The organism is Pseudomonas sp. CC6-YY-74, from assembly GCF_002025205.1.
Classification (GTDB): Bacteria; Pseudomonadota; Gammaproteobacteria; order Pseudomonadales; family Pseudomonadaceae; genus Aquipseudomonas; species Aquipseudomonas paeninsulae.
The window spans coordinates 668,137-687,756 of record NZ_CP019947.1; the positions used below are offsets into that span (position 1 = coordinate 668,137).

Annotated in this window: 21 protein-coding genes and 3 tRNA genes; 22 read left to right on the plus strand and 2 right to left on the minus strand. The window is 60.4% G+C overall.

Going from position 1 to position 19,620, the window contains the following annotated elements; genetic code table 11:
• Positions 1 to 186: 186 nt before the first annotated feature.
• The 5 genes from B2D37_RS03140 (at position 187) to B2D37_RS03160 (ending at position 2,283) form a co-directional block, all read left to right on the plus strand.
• Entirely contained in the window at positions 187 to 1,425 is a 1,239-nt protein-coding gene (locus B2D37_RS03140) for an aspartate kinase (protein WP_079201351.1), read from the plus strand.
• Positions 1,426 to 1,610: 185 nt separating this feature from the next.
• Entirely contained in the window at positions 1,611 to 1,796 is a 186-nt protein-coding gene (gene csrA / locus B2D37_RS03145; RefSeq protein WP_010490393.1) for a carbon storage regulator CsrA, read from the plus strand.
• A gap of 62 nt (positions 1,797 to 1,858) precedes the next feature.
• A tRNA-Ser gene (locus B2D37_RS03150) sits at positions 1,859 to 1,949 on the plus strand.
• Between the two features lie 109 nt (positions 1,950 to 2,058).
• A tRNA-Arg gene (locus B2D37_RS03155) sits at positions 2,059 to 2,135 on the plus strand.
• A gap of 71 nt (positions 2,136 to 2,206) precedes the next feature.
• A tRNA-Arg gene (locus tag B2D37_RS03160) sits at positions 2,207 to 2,283 on the plus strand.
• Between the two features lie 161 nt (positions 2,284 to 2,444).
• Here the strand turns inward: B2D37_RS03160 and B2D37_RS03165 are convergent.
• Positions 2,445 to 2,936 carry a DUF4124 domain-containing protein gene (locus tag B2D37_RS03165; RefSeq protein ID WP_079201352.1) on the minus strand — a complete coding sequence of 164 codons (492 nt, stop codon included), beginning with the start codon at positions 2,934 to 2,936 and terminating at the stop codon, positions 2,445 to 2,447.
• Between the two features lie 324 nt (positions 2,937 to 3,260).
• Here B2D37_RS03165 and mgtE point away from each other — a divergent pair, with 324 nt between their 5' ends.
• The 4 genes from mgtE to B2D37_RS03185 all read left to right on the plus strand — a co-directional run bounded on the left by mgtE (position 3,261) and on the right by B2D37_RS03185 (position 8,092).
• Positions 3,261 to 4,703 (plus strand): magnesium transporter, encoded by a 1,443-nt coding sequence (gene mgtE / locus B2D37_RS03170; RefSeq protein WP_079201353.1) that lies wholly within the window; start codon positions 3,261 to 3,263, stop codon positions 4,701 to 4,703.
• Positions 4,704 to 4,889: 186 nt separating this feature from the next.
• The gene (locus B2D37_RS03175) at positions 4,890 to 5,144 is read left to right on the plus strand and encodes an OadG family protein (protein ID WP_079201354.1); all 255 of its coding nucleotides are present in this window, start codon (positions 4,890 to 4,892) and stop codon (positions 5,142 to 5,144) included.
• 25 nt (positions 5,145 to 5,169) lie between these two features.
• Entirely contained in the window at positions 5,170 to 6,945 is a 1,776-nt protein-coding gene (gene oadA / locus B2D37_RS03180; protein ID WP_079201355.1) for a sodium-extruding oxaloacetate decarboxylase subunit alpha, read from the plus strand.
• A gap of 10 nt (positions 6,946 to 6,955) precedes the next feature.
• On the plus strand, positions 6,956 to 8,092 hold the full coding sequence (locus B2D37_RS03185) for a sodium ion-translocating decarboxylase subunit beta (protein ID WP_079201356.1): 1,137 nt from the start codon (positions 6,956 to 6,958) through the stop codon (positions 8,090 to 8,092).
• Between the two features lie 110 nt (positions 8,093 to 8,202).
• Here the strand turns inward: B2D37_RS03185 and B2D37_RS03190 are convergent, their stop codons facing one another.
• Positions 8,203 to 8,529: an Arc family DNA-binding protein gene (locus tag B2D37_RS03190; RefSeq protein ID WP_079201357.1), complete on the minus strand. Its 327-nt coding sequence runs from the start codon at positions 8,527 to 8,529 to the stop codon at positions 8,203 to 8,205.
• A 371-nt stretch (positions 8,530 to 8,900) separates the two neighbouring features.
• Here B2D37_RS03190 and phnC point away from each other — a divergent pair, with 371 nt between their 5' ends.
• The 13 genes from phnC (at position 8,901) to phnP (ending at position 19,542) form a co-directional block, all read left to right on the plus strand.
• Positions 8,901 to 9,737: a phosphonate ABC transporter ATP-binding protein gene (gene phnC, locus B2D37_RS03195; protein ID WP_079201358.1), complete on the plus strand. Its 837-nt coding sequence runs from the start codon at positions 8,901 to 8,903 to the stop codon at positions 9,735 to 9,737.
• A gap of 43 nt (positions 9,738 to 9,780) precedes the next feature.
• A complete protein-coding gene (gene phnD / locus B2D37_RS03200; protein ID WP_079201359.1) occupies positions 9,781 to 10,785 on the plus strand; it encodes a phosphonate ABC transporter substrate-binding protein in 1,005 nt (334 codons plus the stop codon).
• A 66-nt stretch (positions 10,786 to 10,851) separates the two neighbouring features.
• Positions 10,852 to 11,646, plus strand: a complete 795-nt coding sequence (gene phnE, locus B2D37_RS03205; protein ID WP_079201360.1) for a phosphonate ABC transporter, permease protein PhnE — start codon at positions 10,852 to 10,854, stop codon at positions 11,644 to 11,646.
• A 36-nt stretch (positions 11,647 to 11,682) separates the two neighbouring features.
• Positions 11,683 to 12,387, plus strand: coding sequence for a phosphonate metabolism transcriptional regulator PhnF (gene phnF, locus B2D37_RS03210; protein WP_079201361.1), 705 nt, complete (start codon positions 11,683 to 11,685; stop codon positions 12,385 to 12,387).
• 28 nt (positions 12,388 to 12,415) lie between these two features.
• Positions 12,416 to 12,862: a phosphonate C-P lyase system protein PhnG gene (phnG, locus tag B2D37_RS03215; protein WP_371915440.1), complete on the plus strand. Its 447-nt coding sequence runs from the start codon at positions 12,416 to 12,418 to the stop codon at positions 12,860 to 12,862.
• Positions 12,862 to 13,482 carry a phosphonate C-P lyase system protein PhnH gene (gene phnH, locus B2D37_RS03220; RefSeq protein ID WP_079201363.1) on the plus strand — a complete coding sequence of 207 codons (621 nt, stop codon included), beginning with the start codon at positions 12,862 to 12,864 and terminating at the stop codon, positions 13,480 to 13,482. The genes phnG and phnH overlap by 1 nt, the downstream gene beginning before the upstream one ends.
• Complete coding sequence (locus B2D37_RS03225; protein ID WP_079201364.1) at positions 13,482 to 14,573, plus strand: carbon-phosphorus lyase complex subunit PhnI; 1,092 nt, start codon at positions 13,482 to 13,484, stop codon at positions 14,571 to 14,573. The genes phnH and B2D37_RS03225 overlap by 1 nt, the downstream gene beginning before the upstream one ends.
• Positions 14,570 to 15,457 (plus strand): alpha-D-ribose 1-methylphosphonate 5-phosphate C-P-lyase PhnJ, encoded by an 888-nt coding sequence (locus B2D37_RS03230; RefSeq protein ID WP_079201365.1) that lies wholly within the window; start codon positions 14,570 to 14,572, stop codon positions 15,455 to 15,457. Before B2D37_RS03225 ends, B2D37_RS03230 begins: the two co-directional genes overlap by 4 nt.
• Complete coding sequence (gene phnK / locus B2D37_RS03235; RefSeq protein WP_079201366.1) at positions 15,454 to 16,263, plus strand: phosphonate C-P lyase system protein PhnK; 810 nt, start codon at positions 15,454 to 15,456, stop codon at positions 16,261 to 16,263. The genes B2D37_RS03230 and phnK overlap by 4 nt, the downstream gene beginning before the upstream one ends.
• Positions 16,264 to 16,381: 118 nt before the next feature.
• Positions 16,382 to 17,101 (plus strand): phosphonate C-P lyase system protein PhnL, encoded by a 720-nt coding sequence (gene phnL / locus B2D37_RS03240; RefSeq protein WP_079201367.1) that lies wholly within the window; start codon positions 16,382 to 16,384, stop codon positions 17,099 to 17,101.
• Positions 17,091 to 18,236, plus strand: a complete 1,146-nt coding sequence (locus B2D37_RS03245) for an alpha-D-ribose 1-methylphosphonate 5-triphosphate diphosphatase (RefSeq protein WP_079201368.1) — start codon at positions 17,091 to 17,093, stop codon at positions 18,234 to 18,236. The genes phnL and B2D37_RS03245 overlap by 11 nt, the downstream gene beginning before the upstream one ends.
• Positions 18,236 to 18,802, plus strand: a complete 567-nt coding sequence (gene phnN / locus B2D37_RS03250; RefSeq protein WP_079201369.1) for a phosphonate metabolism protein/1,5-bisphosphokinase (PRPP-forming) PhnN — start codon at positions 18,236 to 18,238, stop codon at positions 18,800 to 18,802. The genes B2D37_RS03245 and phnN overlap by 1 nt, the downstream gene beginning before the upstream one ends.
• The gene (gene phnP, locus B2D37_RS03255; protein WP_079201370.1) at positions 18,793 to 19,542 is read left to right on the plus strand and encodes a phosphonate metabolism protein PhnP; all 750 of its coding nucleotides are present in this window, start codon (positions 18,793 to 18,795) and stop codon (positions 19,540 to 19,542) included. The genes phnN and phnP overlap by 10 nt, the downstream gene beginning before the upstream one ends.
• Positions 19,543 to 19,620: the final 78 nt, after the last annotated feature.

Sequence of the window (19,620 nt, forward strand, 5' to 3'; positions counted from 1 at the left end):
TAGATGTCATTCAGCAGGCGATTGAAAACCTAGCGAGCCAAGGTCGGATTTCAACGAAGCATGGCCGAGTGCAGTTGCTTTTCAACGTCTGTGAGCGCCAGGGTCCGCATTACGCCCGGTGGACCTTGGCAGCATATTGAGTTGAATGTTTAATGGGCGCCCTTCACGGGCTGAGGCGGCTTTGAAATGGCTTTGATCGTACAGAAATTTGGCGGCACCTCCGTAGGCACTGTTGAGCGAATTCAACAGGTGGCCGAGAAGGTGAAGAAATTCCGCGAAAACGGCGATGACATTGTGGTCGTGGTTTCCGCCATGAGCGGTGAAACCAATCGGTTGGTCGAACTGGCCAGACAGGCCAGCGATGATCAACCGGTGCCGCGTGAGCTCGACGTAATGTTGTCCACCGGTGAGCAGGTGACCATTGCCCTGCTGACCATGGCGCTGATTCGCCGTGGTGTGCCGGCGGTGTCCTACACCGGCAATCAGGTGCGTATTCTCACCGACAGCGCGCACAACAAGGCGCGTATCCTGCAGATTGACGATCAGAAACTGCGTGCCGACCTCAAGGCCGGTCGTGTGGTGGTGGTCGCCGGTTTCCAAGGCGTCGACGAGCACGGCAATATCACCACGCTGGGGCGTGGTGGCTCCGACACCACGGGTGTGGCCCTGGCGGCGGCGTTGAAGGCCGACGAGTGCCAGATCTACACTGACGTCGATGGTGTCTACACCACTGACCCGCGTGTGGTGCCCCAGGCGCAGCGCCTGGAGAAGATCACCTTCGAAGAAATGCTGGAAATGGCCAGCCTGGGTTCCAAGGTGCTGCAAATCCGCTCGGTGGAGTTCGCCGGCAAGTACAACGTCCCGCTGCGCGTATTGCACAGCTTCAAAGAGGGTCCGGGCACCCTCATTACGATTGATGAAGAGGAATCCATGGAACAGCCGATCATCTCCGGCATTGCGTTCAACCGCGACGAAGCCAAGCTGACTATCCGTGGCGTACCGGACATCCCGGGCGTGGCGTTCAAGATTCTCGGTCCTGTCAGTGCCGCCAATATCGAAGTCGATATGATCGTGCAGAACGTGGCGCACGATAACACCACCGATTTCACCTTCACCGTGCACCGCAACGACTATCAGGCGGCGCAGCAGGTATTGGAAAATACCGCGCGTGAGTTGGGCGCTCGCGAAGTGATTGGCGACATCAAAATTACCAAGGTGTCGATCGTCGGCGTTGGCATGCGCTCCCACGCAGGGGTTGCCAGTCGCATGTTCGAGGCTCTGGCCAAGGAAAATATCAATATCCAGATGATCTCCACCTCGGAAATCAAGGTGTCCGTGGTGATCGAGGAGAAATATCTGGAGTTGGCTGTACGTGCTCTGCACACCGCCTTTGAACTGGATGCCCCGGCCCGACAGGGCGACTGAGGCATTGCCCGAAAGGCGCGCACTATTGCGCGCCTTTCGTCTTTTTGGTTGGCGTGGATGGACTTTCTTTCTGCCCACACTAGTCAATACTTGGGTGAAGGCCTCGCTTGAGATTCATGGGGGGCTGCCATCATTTTATTTTTTGCAGACTGTTGTATTGGATTTAAATCCGTGAGGAGAAAGGAATGCTGATTCTAACTCGCCGGGTCGGTGAGACCCTGATGGTGGGTGACGAGGTCACTGTCACCGTGTTGGGCGTTAAGGGCAATCAGGTGCGCATTGGCGTTAACGCGCCGAAGGAAGTAGCCGTGCACCGTGAGGAGATTTACCAGCGCATCCAGAAAGAGAAAGACGAAGAACCAAGCCACTAATTTTTATCTAATTTTTGGCTTTGCAAGCGGGGCAAAGATGGTTATCATGCGCCCCGTGTTGCGGAGAGGTGGCCGAGTGGCCGAAGGCGCTCCCCTGCTAAGGGAGTACATCTCAAAAGGGTGTCGGGGGTTCGAATCCCCCCCTCTCCGCCATTATTTAGTGTTCTAGGGTGTTGGTCCTGCTTTGATCAGTAAGTTGTTGAAATTAATCTGATTTAGGCTTGATTGAGAAATTTGAACCCCTATAATGCGCACGGTTAGTGCACTCATAGCTCAGCTGGATAGAGTACTCGGCTACGAACCGAGCGGTCGGAGGTTCGAATCCTCCTGAGTGCACCATATTGAAGATGATCGGCAGTGATGCGGGTCGTATTTAAAGCCAGCGGTGATCTGGTTAAAAAGCGCCACTTGCACTCATAGCTCAGCTGGATAGAGTACTCGGCTACGAACCGAGCGGTCGGAGGTTCGAATCCTCCTGAGTGCACCAAATAGAAGGGCCTGCAGCGATGCAGGCCCTTTTTCTTTGTCTGCTGTTTTTGTCCGGTGTCCTGTCGGTGCCCGGTCTGGCTGCGGCTCGCTTGTCGGTCGAAGTCGATGCGGGTGCGCCGCGTTCAGCCGCTGGTTTGTCGGTGTGCATCCGGCAGGCCCTTAACGTTTGCCTTTGACGCAGCCGGATGCATCGAAGCTGACCTGGCGACTGTTGCCCTGCAGGTCGCGATAGTGATAGCGCGTCTGGCCGTTCTGGCTGCTGACTTTGTCCGGTGTGCCCAGGCTGCTTTGCACGTCGCTGCGGTTCATGCCGCTACGTATCTGCTGTTTGATGATGGCTGTGCGGCGCTCACTGCCGGTAACCAGGTTGCCGCAGCCGTCCTGTGGTTCACCCACTACCACCAGCTCGCGGGTCTTTGCCGCTGCCTTGCTGCGTGATGGTTTGGCGGGCTTGGCCAGTGGTGTGGGTTTGCCGCTGCCTGGTGTGGCGTTGTAGGCATCCTGCAGGTATAGCGCCTGTTCGGCGGGGCAGCCTTGTAGGGTGAAGGAGACGTGGCCGTTGGCGTCTTCGCAGCGGAATACGGTTGAGGCCAGCAGGGGTGGTGGGCATAACAGAAGGGCGCAGAAAGCTGCGCGGCGCAGTCCATGCATAGTGACGTCCTCCTTGACGGTCGTGTGGCAAGCCTAGTCGCTCAGCTCGGCTTTACCAGTGGTGCCTTGTGCGGGGTCTCCGGCGTCGCAACTATGGGTTGTAAAAAAACGCTGAAGTTTGCGCTGCAAAGGCTTGTTCTAGCCTGCTTTTTGTAACGTGCAAAGCCGCCGGGCGGTGTTATTATTTTGCCCGTCAGCCCCGTCGGGGCTTGTGGACCACCACCATGGACTTACCCAGTAGTTACTCTGAATCTCGATTGTGCAATCGCGTACTGATTGATTGACCCTCTTTGGCGTGCGCCGCCGCTGGGGGTGGAGCGTGCCATGACTGAAGTAGAAGCCAAGAAGCCGCAAGAAAGCCTGCAGGACCGCCTCGCCCAGGTGGTTGAGTTGCTGCATCGGCACAAGCTGGTCGAAGACCTGACGCATCGTCAGGAAGGCCCGCATCACGACCGGGTGGAAAACCTGGTGCACCGGCAGAACCTGGCCGAGCTGCAGCGCAAGCTCGACGAACTGCACTCCGCCGACGTCGCCCATATCCTCGAAGCACTGCCGTTGGACGAGCGTCTGACCGTCTGGCAGTTGGTCAAGGTCGAGCGCGACGGCGATATCCTCCTCGAAGTGTCCGACGCGGTGCGCGAAACGCTGCTCGCCGACATGGACGATCAGGAGATCCTCGCGGCAGCCAAGGACATGGATGCCGACGAACTGGCGGACCTGGCCTCCGAGCTGCCGCGCGATGTCGTCCATGAGTTGATGGAAACCCTCGATGCGCAGCAGCGTGAGCGGGTTCGTTCGGCGTTGTCCTATGAAGAGGATCAGGTTGGTGCGCTGATGGACTTCGAGATGGTCACCATCCGCGAAGACGTCACCCTGGAAGTGGTCTTGCGCTACCTGCGGCGCCTGAAAGAGCTACCGGGACATACCGACAAGTTGTTCGTGGTCGATTACGACGGCGCGCTCAAGGGTGTGCTGCCAGTCAAGCGCTTGCTGGTCAACGACCCGGACAAACTGGTCAGTGAGGTGATGGCGACCGATCCGGTGAGCTTCCATCCGGATGAAGATGCCTACGATGCCGCCCAGGCGTTCGAGCGTTACGACCTGATCTCAACGCCAGTGGTCGACAAGAACGGCAAGCTGATTGGCCGTCTGACCATCGACGAGATGGTCGATCTGATTCGTGAAGAAAGCGAGAGCGAAGTGCTGAACATGGCCGGTCTGCGCGAGGAGGAAGACATCTTCGCCTCGGTCTGGAAGTCGTTGCGCAACCGTTGGGCCTGGCTGGCCCTCAACCTGATCACGGCGTTCATTGCCTCGCGGGTCATAGGCCAGTTCGAGGGCTCTATCGAGAAGCTGGTGGCGTTGGCTGCCTTGATGCCGATCGTTGCCGGTATCGGCGGGAACTCGGGCAATCAGACCATTACCATGATCGTGCGCGCCATGGCGCTGGATCAGGTCAGTACCGGCAATACTGCACGGCTGATTCGCAAGGAGTTGAGTGTTGCCTTGATCAATGGCCTGGTCTGGGGTGGGGTGATTGGTGTGGTGGCTTATATGCTGTACGACAGCTGGTCGCTGGGTGTGGTGATGACCGCGGCCATGACCCTGAACTTGTTGCTTGCGGCATTGATGGGGGTGCTCATTCCTATGACCCTGGTGCGCTTGGGGCGCGACCCGGCGATGGGGGCCAGTGTGATGATTACCGCGGTGACCGATAGTGGTGGCTTCTTCCTCTTCCTCGGGTTGGCTACGGTGTTTCTGCTGTAGCGGGGTGCCCTTATTTACGGAGTGAATGTGTGGCGCTTTTTTGTCCGTATTTGTCGCAAAATTCAGCCTGAAGTTTGCTCAAACGACCGTTTCAAGCTAATGTGCGCCAGCTTTGCCCGGCAGTTTTCGGGTACCTCCTCCGTCCAAGAATATGCGACTGCCGAGTCGCGCCAATAAGGAGTCATCATGACCTCCAGCCAACTCCTGCATGAGGGCGTCGAACTCATGCTGATGGGCATGGGTTCAGTATTTTTCTTTCTGGCTCTATTGATTCTCTGCATCCGTCTGATGGCTCGTGTGATCGAGCGTTTCGTACCAGCCCCGCATGCACGTGAGGCCAGCGCACCGGTTTCGGCCAAGTTAGTGGACCATGAGCCTGGGCCAGACGTTCTTGCTGCCATTCAGTTGGCCCTTCATCAACACCGCGCGCGTCGCGGCTGATTCTGGTTTGTCAGGGAGTTTCCGTATGACCGCTACGAAAAATGCACTCGGTATCACCGATGTGGTTCTGCGCGATGCGCATCAATCCATTCTGGCAACCCGAGTGCGTCTTGAGGATATGTTGCCGATCGCGCCCAAGCTTGATCAGGTGGGCTTCTGGTCGGTCGAATCCTGGGGCGGCGCGACTTTCGATTCCTGCATTCGTTACCTGGGCGAAGACCCTTGGGAGCGTATCCGCGCGCTGAAGCAGGCGATGCCCAATACCCGCCAGCAGATGCTCTTGCGTGGGCAGAACCTGCTCGGCTATCGGCATTACGCCGATGATGTGGTGGAAAAGTTCGTCGAGCGTGCGGCGGTCAACGGCGTCGATGTGTTCCGTGTGTTCGACGCGATGAACGATCCGCGCAACCTGCAGACCGCGCTGCGGGCGGTCAAAGAGCAGGGCAAGCATGCTCAGGGCACCATCTCCTATACCACCAGTCCGGTGCACACCCTGGAGATGTGGGTTGATCTGGCCAAGCAGATCGAAGACATGGGCGCCGACTCGATAGCGATCAAGGACATGGCGGGTATTCTCAACCCGTACATCGCCTTCGAGCTGGTGACGCGGCTGAAGGCCACTCTGTCGATTCCGGTCCATATGCAGTGCCATGCCACAGCGGGTCTGTCGACTGCAGCCATCGTCAAGGCGGTAGAAGCCGGCATCGACAACGTCGATACGGCAATTTCCTCGCTGTCGATGACCTATGGTCATTCGCCAACCGAGTCGGTGGTGGCGATCTTCCAGGGTTCCGAGCGTGACACCGGCTTGAATCTGGAACTGCTCGAAGAAATTGCCGCGTACTTCCGTGCAGTGCGGAAGAAGTACGCGAAGTTCGAAGGCACCCTCAAGGGTGTCGATTCGCGCATCCTCGTGGCCCAGGTACCTGGCGGCATGCTGACCAACATGGAAAATCAGCTGAAAGAGCAGGGCGCCCAGGACAAGTTCGATGAAGTGTTGGCCGAGATTCCGCGGGTGCGCGAGGATCTGGGCTTTATCCCGCTGGTGACGCCGACCTCGCAGATCGTTGGTACCCAGGCGGTGATCAACGTATTGACCGGTGAGCGCTACAAGTCGATCACCAAGGAAACCGCCGGCGTGTTGAAGGGCGAATACGGCGCAGCGCCGGCCCCCTTCAATAAAGAGCTGCAGCTGCGGGTGCTGGATGGCGCCGAAGCGATCACCTGCCGCCCGGCGGACATGCTCGCTGCGGAAATGGACAAGCTGACGGCCGAGCTCAAGGGCATTGCCCAGGAGAAGGGCATCAAGCTGGCCAAAGATGAAATCGACGACGTGCTGACCTATGCCCTGTTCCCGCAAATCGGCCTGAAGTTTCTGGAGAATCGCGGTAATCCAGCAGCCTTCGAGCCGGCGCCGAGCGGTAACGAATTGCCGGCGCGTGAAGCTGGCAAGCCCGAGGTCTACACCGTTGAAGTCAACGGCAAGTCCTTTGTGGTCCAGGTCAATGAAGGTGGCGACATCGAAGGCCTTAAGCCTGTCGGTGGCGCCGCTGTCACGGCCTCTGCTGTTGCGGAGCCTGTCGGTGCTGGCGATCCGCAGTCGGCGCCTCTGGCGGGCAATATCTTCAAGGTGCTGGTGCAGCCGGGGGCCACGGTCGAAGAAGGACAGTTGGTGATCATTCTTGAAGCGATGAAGATGGAAACCGAGATTCGTGCGTTCAAGGCCGGCACCATCGGTGCGGTTAACGTCAAGGTGGGCGACGCGGTGGCAGTGGGCGAAAGCCTGTTGACCATCGGTTGAGGGGCATCTAATGGAAAAGCTTCTCAAGCTTTGGCAAAGCACAGGCCTGTACCATTTGGAGCCTGGTCAGGCCTTGATGATCGCCATCTGTGTGGGGTTGATCTACCTGGCGATCAAGAAAGGTTTCGAGCCGTTGTTGCTGATCCCGATCGGCTTTGGTGGTCTGCTGGCCAACATTCCCGTGGCCGGCATGGCTGAAGGCTCGGGGATCTTGCACCTGTTCTATGAAGTCGGCTTGCCGACCAGTGTGTTCCCGCTATTGATCTTCATGGGTGTCGGCGCAATGACCGACTTCGGGCCGATGCTGGCCAATCCGAAGACCTTGTTCCTGGGTGCGGCGGCGCAGTTCGGTATTTTTGCCACCTTGATCGGTGCGCTGGCGATTGCTTCCCTGGGGATTCCTGGCTTGGAGTTCACCCTGCGTGAGGCGGCCTCTATCGCGATTATCGGTGGTGCCGATGGCCCGACCTCAATCTTTGTGACGGCCAAACTGGCGCCTCATTTGCTTGGTCCGATTGCCGTGGCGGCATATTCATACATGGCTCTGGTTCCGCTGATCCAGCCACCGATCATGCGTGCGCTGACGACCAAGGAAGAGCGTGCGATCGTCATGCAGCAACTGCGGCATGTCGGTCAGGTCGAGAAGATCATCTTCCCGTTGGTGCTTTGCTTGTTGGTGGGCATGCTGCTACCGGACGCGGCGCCATTGGTGGGCATGTTCGCCTTTGGCAACTTGTTGCGTGAGGCGGGCGCGGTCGAGCGTCTGGCCGATACTTCGCGTAACGCGTTGATCAACATCGTGACCATTTTTCTGGGGTTGACTGTGGGTTCCAAGCTTTCTGCTGAGTCATTCCTACAAGTGAAGACTCTCGGCATTCTGCTGCTGGGCCTGATCGCCTTCAGTGGCGGTACTGCCGCTGGCATATTGATGGCCAAGGGAATGAACCTGTTCAGCAAGAACAAAATCAATCCGTTGATCGGCTCGGCCGGGGTATCGGCGGTGCCAATGGCCGCGCGGGTATCGAACAAGGTCGGCCTGGAGGCCAATCCGCAGAACTTCCTGCTGATGCACGCCATGGGGCCGAACGTGGCCGGGGTGATCGGCTCGGCAGTGGCGGCCGGTGTGCTGCTCAACTTTGTTGGATAACGACAAGAGCGTTCAGGCGCTGTAAACGAAGAAAAGCCGCCTGTTCAGGGCGGCTTTTCTTTGGCAAACAATAAAACCGGCCCGGGAGCCGGTTTTTTTATCGGCGTTATTTACGCTTCTTCAGCGGCCATCTCGGCGTCATGGGCAATCAATGCCACCAGGGCATTTTGCTGACGACGTGACAGTTGGCGGAAGCGCTGCAGTAACTCGCGTTCGTGCAAGGACAGCTCGGGGCTGTCCAGCGTCACGTTGAGTTCATCACCCAGGCTACTTTCCTGAAGCATGCTCTGCTCGAGGCGGGCGATGATTTCCGAGTTCATGCTGCGATGATGATTGCGTGCGACATCAGCGATGCGCTCACGCATGCCATCGGGCAAGCGAACGACGAATTTGTCAGCCGTGCGGCTGGAATAAATAGCCTGTTTCATTGGGCGCATACATTTAACCGATTAGTCAGGGGAGCAATGCTGGCAGTGAGCCACGTGATTGTCACTGGTTTGACCTTCTTTAGCACGAGCTGTTCACTCGGGATCGCCATTTGCATTGATAGGACTGTGCAGGCAATGCAAATAATTGACGCCAATTACGTGTCGCATTGTGTTGAGTGTAAAGGCTCATGGCCAGCACCTGCTATCAGAAATGCGAGTTGCTGGGCAAAAGACAGGCATTTACTCACCCAATATAAGAAATAAAACAACCGTCACTGAAGTGTCATGGCCTGTTAACGGGGCTGACACAGGGTTTGCTTACCTTGGTCTACACCAGGCGGCGACTCTGATCCGTCAAACCGTTAACAAGAGGCAAATCCATGAACGCAGCGATCCGGGTTGAGAGCCTGAACAAAACGTTCGCCGGTAAACAGGCGCTCCACTCTCTTGCTTTGTCCGTCCAGCCAGGTGAAATGGTTGCACTGATCGGCGCGTCGGGTTCCGGTAAATCCACGTTGCTGCGCCATCTAGCCGGGCTGGCCTGCGGTGACCGTACTGCAGGCAGCTGTATCCACGTGCTTGGTCGTCAAGTGCAGGCGCAAGGGCGCTTGAATGGACAAGTGCGTCGCCTGCGCGCTGACATTGGCTACATCTTCCAGCAGTTCAACCTGGTTGCTCGTTTAAGCGTAGTGCAAAACGTCCTGCTTGGTGGTCTCGGGCGCATGCCGCGCTGGCGTGGCACGCTCGGCCTGTTCAGTGCCGAAGAAAAGCAGCGCGCCATGCAGGCGCTGGCGCGGGTTGGTCTGGCCGACTTGGCCCTGCAGCGGGCTTCGACGCTGTCCGGTGGCCAGCAGCAGCGTGTGGCCATTGCTCGGGCTTTGTGCCAGCGCGCCGAGGTGATTCTTGCTGACGAACCGATTGCCTCTCTCGACCCCGAGTCGGCACGCAAGGTCATGCAGATTCTCACCGATATCAACCGTGAAGACGGCACCACCGTGGTGGTCACCTTGCATCAGGTCGACTACGCCATGCGTTATTGCCAGCGTGCGGTGGCGCTGAAGGCCGGGCGTATCAATTTCGACGGGCCAACCGCAGGCCTTATTCCGAGTTTTCTCAATGACCTGTACGGCGCCGAGTTGCCTGTCGATGCGCTGCCGGCTGGCAAGCCGCGCCGGCAGGGGGCGCAACAAGCAGCGCTGAGCCTCGCCAGCGCCTGAACCGTTCAATCAATTAGCCAATCCGTGATTAGGAGTGCTCCGCATGTTCAAACACATCAGTCGTGTTCTTGCTGCATCCATACTGCTTAGTAGCGCCACCCTAGGTGTCGCCCAGGCCGCCGAGCAGGAAATCAACTTCGGCATCATTTCCACCGAGTCCTCGCAAAACCTCAAGACCACGTGGGACCCCTTCCTGGCGGACATGGGCGCGCAGACCGGGCTGAAGATCAACGCCTTCTTCGCTCCCGACTATGCCGGGATCATCCAGGGCATGCGTTTCGACAAGGTCGATGTGGCCTGGTACGGCAATAAGGCGGCCATGGAGGCGGTGGATCGCGCCGGTGGCGAAATTTTCGCTCAGACCGTCGCCGCCAATGGCGCCCAGGGTTATTACAGCCTGATGGTGGCGCATCAGGATAGCCCGCTGAATTCGATCGAAGACATGCTGAAGAATGCCCAGAACCTGACCTTCGCCAATGGCGACCCGAACTCCACCTCGGGCTATCTGGTACCGGGCTACTACGTGTTCGCGCAGAACAATGTCGATGCCAACAAGATCTTCAAGCGTGCGCTCAACGGCAGTCATGAGGTCAATGCCCTGTCGGTGGCCAACAAGCAGATCGATGTCGGTACCTTCAACAGCGAAGGCATGGAGCGACTGCAGGTCACCGCGCCGGATAAGGCTGCGCAATTGAAGGTGATCTGGACTTCACCGCTGATCCCGTCTGACCCGATGGTCTGGCGCAAGAACCTCGATGAGGCGAGCAAGAACAAACTGCGCGAATTCTTTATGACTTACGGCGACAAGTCGGCTGAGCAGAACGTCCTGGAAAGCCTGCAATGGGCCAAGTTCAAGTCCTCGGATGACGATCAACTGCTGCCGATCCGTCAGCTTGATCTGTTCAAGAAGCGCACCGAAGTGGTCAACAACGACAAGTTGTCGGACAGCGACAAGCCGGCGCGGCTCAAGGCACTGGATGCCGAGTTGGCCAAGCTGGCAAAGCGCCTGGCTGAAATCGCCCAGAAGAACCCCACCAGCGCAGGTTGATTGCAATTGTCGGCTCGCCTGCAAGGGCGAGCCGATCGCTTTTGCCGCACCAATCGAGAAGTCGTTATGACCACGTTGACCACCGTCCCCACGCCTGAATTGACCGCTAAACGCTCCTGGACGCAGCTGATTGGCTGGGGGCTGTTCTGCGCTGTACTGGCCTGGTCCTGGCAGGGCGCGGAGATGAATCCGCTGGCCCTGATCCGCGACTCCAGCAACATGGCGACCTTTGCCGCGGACTTTTTCCCACCGGATTTCAGCAACTGGGAGCTGTACCTCAAGGAGATGATCGTCACCGTGCAGATCGCCCTGTGGGGCACGGTGCTGGCGATTGTCTGCGCCATTCCGCTGGGCATTCTCTGCTCTGAAAATATTGTGCCCTGGTGGGTCTACCAGCCGATTCGGCGGCTGATGGATGCCTGCCGTTCGATCAACGAAATGGTCTTCGCCATGCTCTTCGTGGTGGCTGTCGGGCTGGGGCCGTTCGCCGGGGTACTGGCGCTATTTATCGGCACCACCGGGGTGTTGGCCAAACTGTTCGCTGAAGCCGTGGAGGCCATCGATCCCGGCCCGGTGGAAGGGGTGCGCGCCACCGGTGCCAGCGCGTTGCAGGAGGTGATCTACGGGGTCATTCCGCAGGTCCTGCCGTTGTGGATTTCCTATGCGTTGTACCGCTTCGAGTCCAACGTGCGCTCGGCCACGGTGGTCGGCATGGTCGGGGCGGGCGGTATCGGGGTGATCCTCTGGGAGGCGATTCGCGGCTTCCAGTTCGCTCAGACCTGCGCCCTGCTGATTGTGATCATTCTGGTAGTGAGCGTGCTCGACATTATTTCGCAGCGCCTGCGCAAGCAATTTATCTGACGGAGATTGGGCATCTGCGGATGCCCTCTATTAGCCATGTACTTGTCTAGACATCCTGAGCCGTTGTACCGCGAACTGGCCGCCGTGCTGCGCGATGAAGTGCAGCGCCTGGCGCCCGGTGACTACCTGCCGGCCGAGGTGAAGCTGGCTGCGCGGTTTGCCGTCAATCGCCACACGTTGCGCCGCGCCGTGGATGAACTGGTGCTCGAAGGTCGCCTGCTGCGTCAGCAGGGCAAGGGCACTCGGGTGCTGGCCAGGCCGCTGATCTATCCGATGCAAGCGGGTAGCGCCTTCACCGCCTCGTTATCGGCCCTCGGGCATCAGGTCGAAGCGCAGCTGCTGGGGAGCCGCGTGCGCCCGGCCAGCCAGGACGATCTCGGGTACCTGCAACTGCCAGAGGCCGCGCAACTGCTGGAGTTGACCACCCTGCGTCTGATCGAAGGGCAGCCGGTCAGTCTGATTCGACATGCCTTCAGCCTGGCGCATGCGCCGTTGTTGGCCGACTACCAAGGCGGCTCACTGCGCCAGTACCTGGTCCAGCGCGATCTGCCTTTGACCCGCACCTTCAGCCTGATTGGCGCCCGTTTGCCCAGTCGCGAGGAAGCAACGCGGTTGTTGATGCCCAGGCACGCCCCCTTGCTCAGCGTCCTGACCCTTTCCCGCGATCTGGCTGGCCAGCCGGTGGAGCTGTCGTTATCGACCAGCCGCGCCGACCGTTTCCAGTACCAGCTCGCCCTCTGATGGAGACTTGTTGATGAACCGCAACCTGCTGCACAGCGACCCGCACATCGCTACACGGCAGCGCTGGATGGGCGTGCTCGCCCGCGCCGGCGCTGGCCTGGCGGTCTATGAGTCAGCGTTGAAGGCGGGCCAATACAGCCTGATTCGCGCACCTGAAATCGGCATGACCCTGGTGCGGGGGCGCATGGGCGGCACCGGCAGCCCCTTCAACCTTGGCGAGATGAGTGTGACCCGCTGCGTGGTGCGCCTGGCCGATGGCCGCACTGGCTACAGCTACGTGGCCGGTCGCGACAAGCAGCATGCCGAGCTGGCAGCCCTGGCCGATGCGCACCTGCAGGGTGCGCAGCAGCAGGACTGGCTGAGCCGGATGATCGATCCCCTGGCCGCCGCTCACCGCGTCAAGCAGGCGACCAAGGCCGCGGAAACCGCAACCACCCAGGTGGAATTTTTCACCCTGGTCAGAGGAGAAGATTGATGAGCGCGGCAACTAGCTCGCACTGGCTGCAACCTGCCTTCAACGATCCGGTGCTGGATGCCCAGGTCAGTTTCCGTGCCGCGCTCAAGGCGTTGGCCGAACCGGGTCTGGTGCAAGGCATGGAGCGTGCCCTGGCTCTGGAGGGTCTGCAGCCGGCCACTTATGCCCTGTGCCTGGCCTTTCTCGATGGCGATACGCCGTTGTGGCTGGCCCCGTGCTTCGATACGCCGGTGATTCGCGCCAATCTGTCGTTTCATTGTGGCTGCCCGATCGTCGCTGAGCGCGAGTTGGCACTGTTCGCCCTGCTTGATGAGCGCGAACTGGGCGACCTCGCGGCGTTCGATAACGGCAGCGAACGCTACCCGGATCAATCCTGCACCTTGCTGATTCAACTAGATGCCTTGAGCGGAGGTCCGGCGCTGCGCTGGCGTGGACCCGGGATCAAGGATGTGCGCAGTGTCGATCTGCCACTGACCCCGGCGTTCTGGCGAGAGCGCGGCGCACGTAGCGCTTTTCCGCGGGGGCTGGATGCTTTCTTCGCCGCCAAGCGCCAGATCATTGGCCTGCCGCGCAGCACCCACATGCTTGAAGACGTCAAGAGTACAGAGGAGGCCGCCTGATGTACGTAGCCGTCAAAGGTGGCGAGCGCGCCATCGACAATGCCCACCTGCTGCTGGCGAAAAAACGCCGTGGCGATACCGCCATTCCCGAGCTGAGCGTCGATCAGGTTCGCGAGCAGATGCCCCTGGCTGTGGCCCGGGTAATGAGTGAAGGCTCGCTGTATGACCCGCAACTGGCCGCGCTGGCGATCAAGCAGGCCGCCGGTGACCTGATGGAAGCCATCTTCCTGCTGCGCGCCTACCGCACCACGTTGCCACGCTTCGCCGCGAGTGCGCCGCTGGAAACCTCGCAGATGCAGCTCAGCCGCCGCATCTCGGCGACCTTCAAGGATCTGCCCGGCGGCCAGTTGCTCGGCCCGACCTTCGACTACAGCCATCGCCTGCTGGACTTTGCCCTCTTGGCCGAGGGCGAGCATCCCGGCCCGCAGCTGGTCGCCAGCGCCGAACCGGCAGCCTGTCCGCAGGTGTTGGACTTTCTCGCCGAGGAAGGCCTGATGGCCCGCGAAGTGGACGATGGCGCCGCGGTAGCGGATATCACCCGCGAACCCTTGGGCTTTCCCGCCAGTCGTGCTCAGCGCCTGCAGGCCCTGGCCCGTGGCGATGAAGGTTTTCTCCTGGCGCTGGGCTACTCGACCCAGCGCGGTTACGGGCGCAACCACCCGTTCGCCGGGGAAATTCGCATCGGTGAGGCCGAAGTCTGGCTGGAACCGGAGGAACTGGGTTTTGCCGTACCACTCGGCGCTATCGAGGTGACCGAATGCGAGATGGTCAACCAGTTCGTCGGTGGCAAGGGCATCGACCCGCAATTCACCCGCGGCTATGGCCTGGCCTTCGGTTACGCCGAACGCAAGGCCATGGGCATGGCCCTGGTCGACCGCTCGTTGCGCGCTGGCGAATACGCTGAAGAGATCGAGGGCCCGGCGCAGCAGGAAGAGTTCGTGCTGATGCACTGCGACAACGTCGAGGCCGGCGGTTTCGTCTCCCACCTGAAACTGCCGCACTACGTAGACTTCCAGTCCGAGCTGGAGCTGATCCGCAAGCTGCGCCAGCCCAGTTGCGAGCAGCCCGCCGCCGAGGAGCAATGCGCATGAATGCCCAGGCTCAAACCAACTGCGCAACCGAGACTGGTTATAACTTTGCCTACCTCGATGAACAGACCAAACGCATGATCCGCCGTGGCCTGCTCAAGGCCGTGGCTGTTCCCGGTTACCAGGTGCCTTTCGCCGGCCGCGAAATGCCCTTGCCTTACGGCTGGGGCACCGGTGGCATGCAGTTGACCGCGGCGATTATCGGCGCCGATGACGTGCTCAAAGTGATCGATCAGGGCGCGGACGACACCACCAATGCGGTGTCGATACGGCGTTTCTTCGCCCGTACAACCGGGGTCGAAACCACTACCCGCACCCCCGAGGCGACGGTGATCCAGACCCGTCACCGGATTCCGGAAACGCCGCTGACGGGTGACCAGATCGTGGTTTATCAGGTGCCGATTCCCGAGCCGCTGCGTTTTATCGAACCCTCGGAAACCGAGACCCGCACCATGCACGCGCTGGAGGATTACGGGGTGATGCACGTCAAACTGTACGAGGACATCGCGACCTTCGGCCATATCGCCACCAGCTATGCCTACCCGGCAACGGTGGACGAGCGCTATGTGATGGATCCCTCGCCGATCCCCAAATTCGACAATCCCAAGTTGCATATGAGCCCGGCGCTGATGCTGTTCGGCGCGGGCCGTGAGAAGCGTCTGTATGCCGTGCCGCCCTACACCCGGGTGGTCAGCCTGGACTTCGAAGATCACCCCTTCGCGATTCAAAGCTGGGACGAGTGCTGTGCGCTCTGTGGCAGCCGCGCGTCCTACCTCGACGAGCTGATCGTCGACGACGCGGGTAGCAAGCGCTTCGTTTGTTCCGATACGGATTACTGCATGCAACGCCGTGATGCCATTGAGATGACCGGGGAGGCCGCGCAATGAGTGCCGCCGAGAAATTACAGCTGCACAGTGAGACGGCTCAGCCGCTGTTCAGTGTGCGCGACCTGACGCTCTTGTACGGCCCGGAGAAGGGTTGCCAAGGTGTGTCCTTCGACCTCTATCCCGGTGAAGTGTTGGGCATTGTCGGTGAGTCGGGCTCGGGTAAATCGACCTTGCTCAGCCTATTGTCCGGGCGCTGCCCGCCGGATCGCGGCAGCGTCAGCTACCGCAATAGCGATGGCAGCCTGGTTGATCTGTACAGCGCCAGCGAGGCGCAGCGCCGCACGCTGTTGCGTACCGAGTGGGGCTTTGTCGAGCAGAACCCGCGTGACGGCCTGCGCATGGCGGTTTCGGCTGGCGCCAATATCGGTGAGCGGCTGATGGCCCAGGGCGTGCGCCATTACGGCGAACTGCGCGCCGCCGGCATCGACTGGCTGAGCCAGGTGGAAATCGACCCGCTGCGGATCGACGACTTGCCAAGGACCTTCTCGGGCGGCATGCAGCAGCGCTTGCAGATCGCCCGCAACCTGGTATCCAGCCCGCGCCTGGTGTTTATGGATGAGCCGACAGGAGGGTTGGACGTGTCGGTGCAGGCGCGCCTGCTCGACCTGTTGCGCGGCCTGGTACGCGAGTTGGATCTGGCGGTGGTGATCGTCACCCACGACCTGGCGGTGGCGCGCTTGCTCGCCGACCGGCTGATGGTGATGCGCCGCTCCCATGTGGTTGAAGCCGGACTGACCGATCAGATTCTTGATGATCCGCAGCACCCCTATTCGCAGCTGCTGGTGTCGTCGGTCTTGCAGCCCTGAAGTGGTTCGTAGCCTGGATGAAATCCTGGATACGGGTCTAATTTCGTTATGTGGGAGGTGGCTTAGCCGCGACCAGCGTGATCGCGGCTAAAGCCCCTCCCACGGCACCGAGGTTTGTATGAATACGCTTATCGAGGTCTCCGACCTCAGCAAGACCTTCACCCTGCACCAGCAACATGGGGTTGTCCTGAATGTGCTCAATGGGCTGAATTTCAGCGTGCGTGCTGGTGAGTGTCTGGTGCTGCATGGCCAATCGGGTGCCGGCAAGTCGACCCTGTTGCGTACCCTGTACGGCAACTACCTGGCTGCTGGCGGCAATATTCGCATGCTGCATAACGGCCGTTGGGTTGAACTGGTCGGTGCCGAGCCGCGCCAGGTGCTGGAGGTACGCCGACAGACCCTGGGCTATGTCAGCCAGTTTCTGCGGGTGATCCCGCGCGTGGCGGCCCTGGACGTGGTGATGGAACCGGCCCTGGCCCGTGGCTGGAGCCGCGTGGATGCCGAGGCGCGGGCCAAGCAACTGCTGAGCCGCCTGAATATCCCGCAAGCCTTGTGGCAGTTGGCCCCTGGCACCTTCTCCGGTGGTGAGCAGCAGCGGGTGAATATCGCCCGCGGCTTCATGGTCAGCTGGCCATTGATGCTGCTGGATGAGCCGACCGCGTCGCTGGACGACGCCAATCGTCAGGTGGTACTTGAGCTGGTCAATGAAGCCAAGGCCGCCGGTTCGGCGCTGATCGGTATTTTCCATGACCGCGCCGCCCGCGAGGCGGTGGCGGATCGTATTCTCGACATGACCCCAAATGCCGCGCCCAGGCAGGAGTGTGTGTATGCCGGCTGAACAGATTTTGACCAATGCGCGGGTGGTGACGGCCGAGCAGGAGTTTGTCGGCACCTTGGTACTCCGTGACGGTTTGATTGCGCAGGTGGACGAGGGGGTCAGTGGTTTGCCCCAAGCGCTCGACCTCGGTGGCGATTACCTACTGCCGGGATTGGTCGAGTTGCACACCGACAACCTGGAAAAATACATGAGCCCGCGGCCAGGGGTGGACTGGCCGTCGACCTCGGCGGTGCTGACCCATGATGCGCAGATCGTCTCGGCCGGGATCACCACGGTGTTCGATGCCCTGGCCATTGGCGACATCAACCCGCGTGGCAAGCGTATGCAGCAGTTGCCCGCCATGCTTGCCGCCATTGCCCAGGCCTCGGCGGCCGGCCACACGCGCGCCGACCACCTGTTGCACCTGCGCTGCGAGTTGTGCCACCCGGATAGCCTGGCAGTATTCCGCGATCTGGTAGAGCACCCGCTGGTACAACTGGTCTCGGTGATGGATCACTCGCCGGGCCAGCGTCAGTTCGCCAAGGAAGATAAGTACCGCGAGTACTACATGGGCAAGTACCACTTGAGCAGCGCCGAGATGGACGCCTTTATCAAGGAGCAGGTGGCCAACTCCATCGAGTTCAGCGACCGTCATCGCCGCGCCATCGTCGAGGATTGCCATGCTCGCGGCCTGGCGCTGGCCAGTCACGATGATGCGACCCTGGCCCATGTGCAGGAGTCGGCCGGCTTTGGCATGTCCATCGCCGAGTTCCCCACCACCCTGGAAGCCGCCAAGGCCAGCCACGAGCTGGGGCTCAAGGTGTTGATGGGCGCGCCGAATATCGTCCGTGGCGGTTCGCACTCGGGCAATATTGCCGCGGCCGAACTGGCCCGTCACGAGGTGCTGGATATCCTCTCCAGTGACTATTATCCGGCCAGCTTGCTTCAGGCAGCTTTTATGCTGGCCGAACAGGACAACGGGTATGATTTGCCGCGGGCGATTGCCACAGTCAGCCGTTCGCCCGCGCAAGCGGCGGGGCTGCATGACCGCGGCGAAATTCGCGTCGGGTTGCGTGCGGACTTGATCCACGCCCAGGTACATGACGGCCAGGCGGTGATCCAGCAGGTCTGGCGACAAGCGAACAGGGTGTTTTGATGAGCGGCAGGTTGATCTATTTGATGGGGCCCTCGGGCTCGGGCAAGGACAGCCTGTTGAATGCGGCGCGTGAGCGTCTGGCCGAGCGCGGCTGCCAGATTGCCCGGCGGATCATCACCCGTTCGGCAGAGGCGGTGGGGGAGGACGCCATTGGCGTCACTCCTGCCGAGTTTGATCAATTGGAGGCCAAGGGCGCTTTTGCCTTGAGTTGGCGCGCCAATGGCTTGGCCTATGGCATCTCGCGGCAGATTGATGAGTGGCTGATGGCAGGGCAGGACGTGCTGGTCAATGGTTCACGCGCTTATCTGCTGCAAGCACGGCTGCGTTATCCCGAGCTGATGGGGGTGTTGCTGACGGTGGAGCATGCGGTCCTGAGCAGGCGTTTGCACGCACGAGGGCGTGAAACCTCAGCGCAAATTGAACAGCGCCTGGCGCGCAATGGCCAGTTCGACAGCAGTGCTGCGGCTGCCGCTGAAGGGCTACACCTGCTGGATAACTCCAGCGATCTCGAACACTCGGTGGACAAGTTGCTGGCGCTGGTCGGAGCCAGCGGCATATGTACCTGACTCTGCTGGGCACCGGCGATGCCCGTCAGGTGCCGGTGTACAACTGTGCGTGTGCGGCCTGCGACAGCGCACGGCTCGACTCGTCACGGCGGCGTGGCCCCTGCTGCGCCCTGATCGAATGCGGCTCTCAGCGCTGGTTGATCGACTCCGGCCTGACTGATCTGAGCGAACGCTTTGCGGCCCATAGCCTGAGCGGCATCTTGCAGACCCATTATCACGCCGATCACGCCCAGGGCTTGCTGCAGCTGCGTTGGGGCCAAGGCTTGAGCATTCCGGTGCATGGGCCGGATGATCCAGAGGGCCTGGCGGACCTGTACAAGCACCCTGGCATTCTTGATTTCAGCCAGCCCTTTGCCGCCTTCGAACGGCGTCAGTGGGGCGCGCTAGCGGTCACCGCGTTGCCGCTCAATCACTCCAAACCGACCTTCGGCTATTTGTTGGAAGCCGAAGGCCGGCGCATCGCCTACCTGACCGATACCCTCGGCGTGCCGGAAGACAGTTGCCAGGTCTTGCTGCAATCGTCGCTGGATCTGCTGGTACTGGATTGCTCAAGCGCGCCGCAGCCGCAGGCGCCGCGCAACCACAACGACCTGACGCGGGCGCTGGAGGTGATCGAAAGGCTGCAGCCGGGCGAGGCGGTGCTGACTCATATCGGTCACAACTTCGACGCTTGGCTGCTGGACAACCCCGATGCATTGCCGGCGGGCGTCAGCCTGGCCTATGACGGTCGGCTGCTGTGATTTAGGCCGGCACCGACAGTGCCGGAGGAACTGCTGCTCGGCGCCTTTCCCGGCCGTTGGCGTTGCCCGTAATCCTGC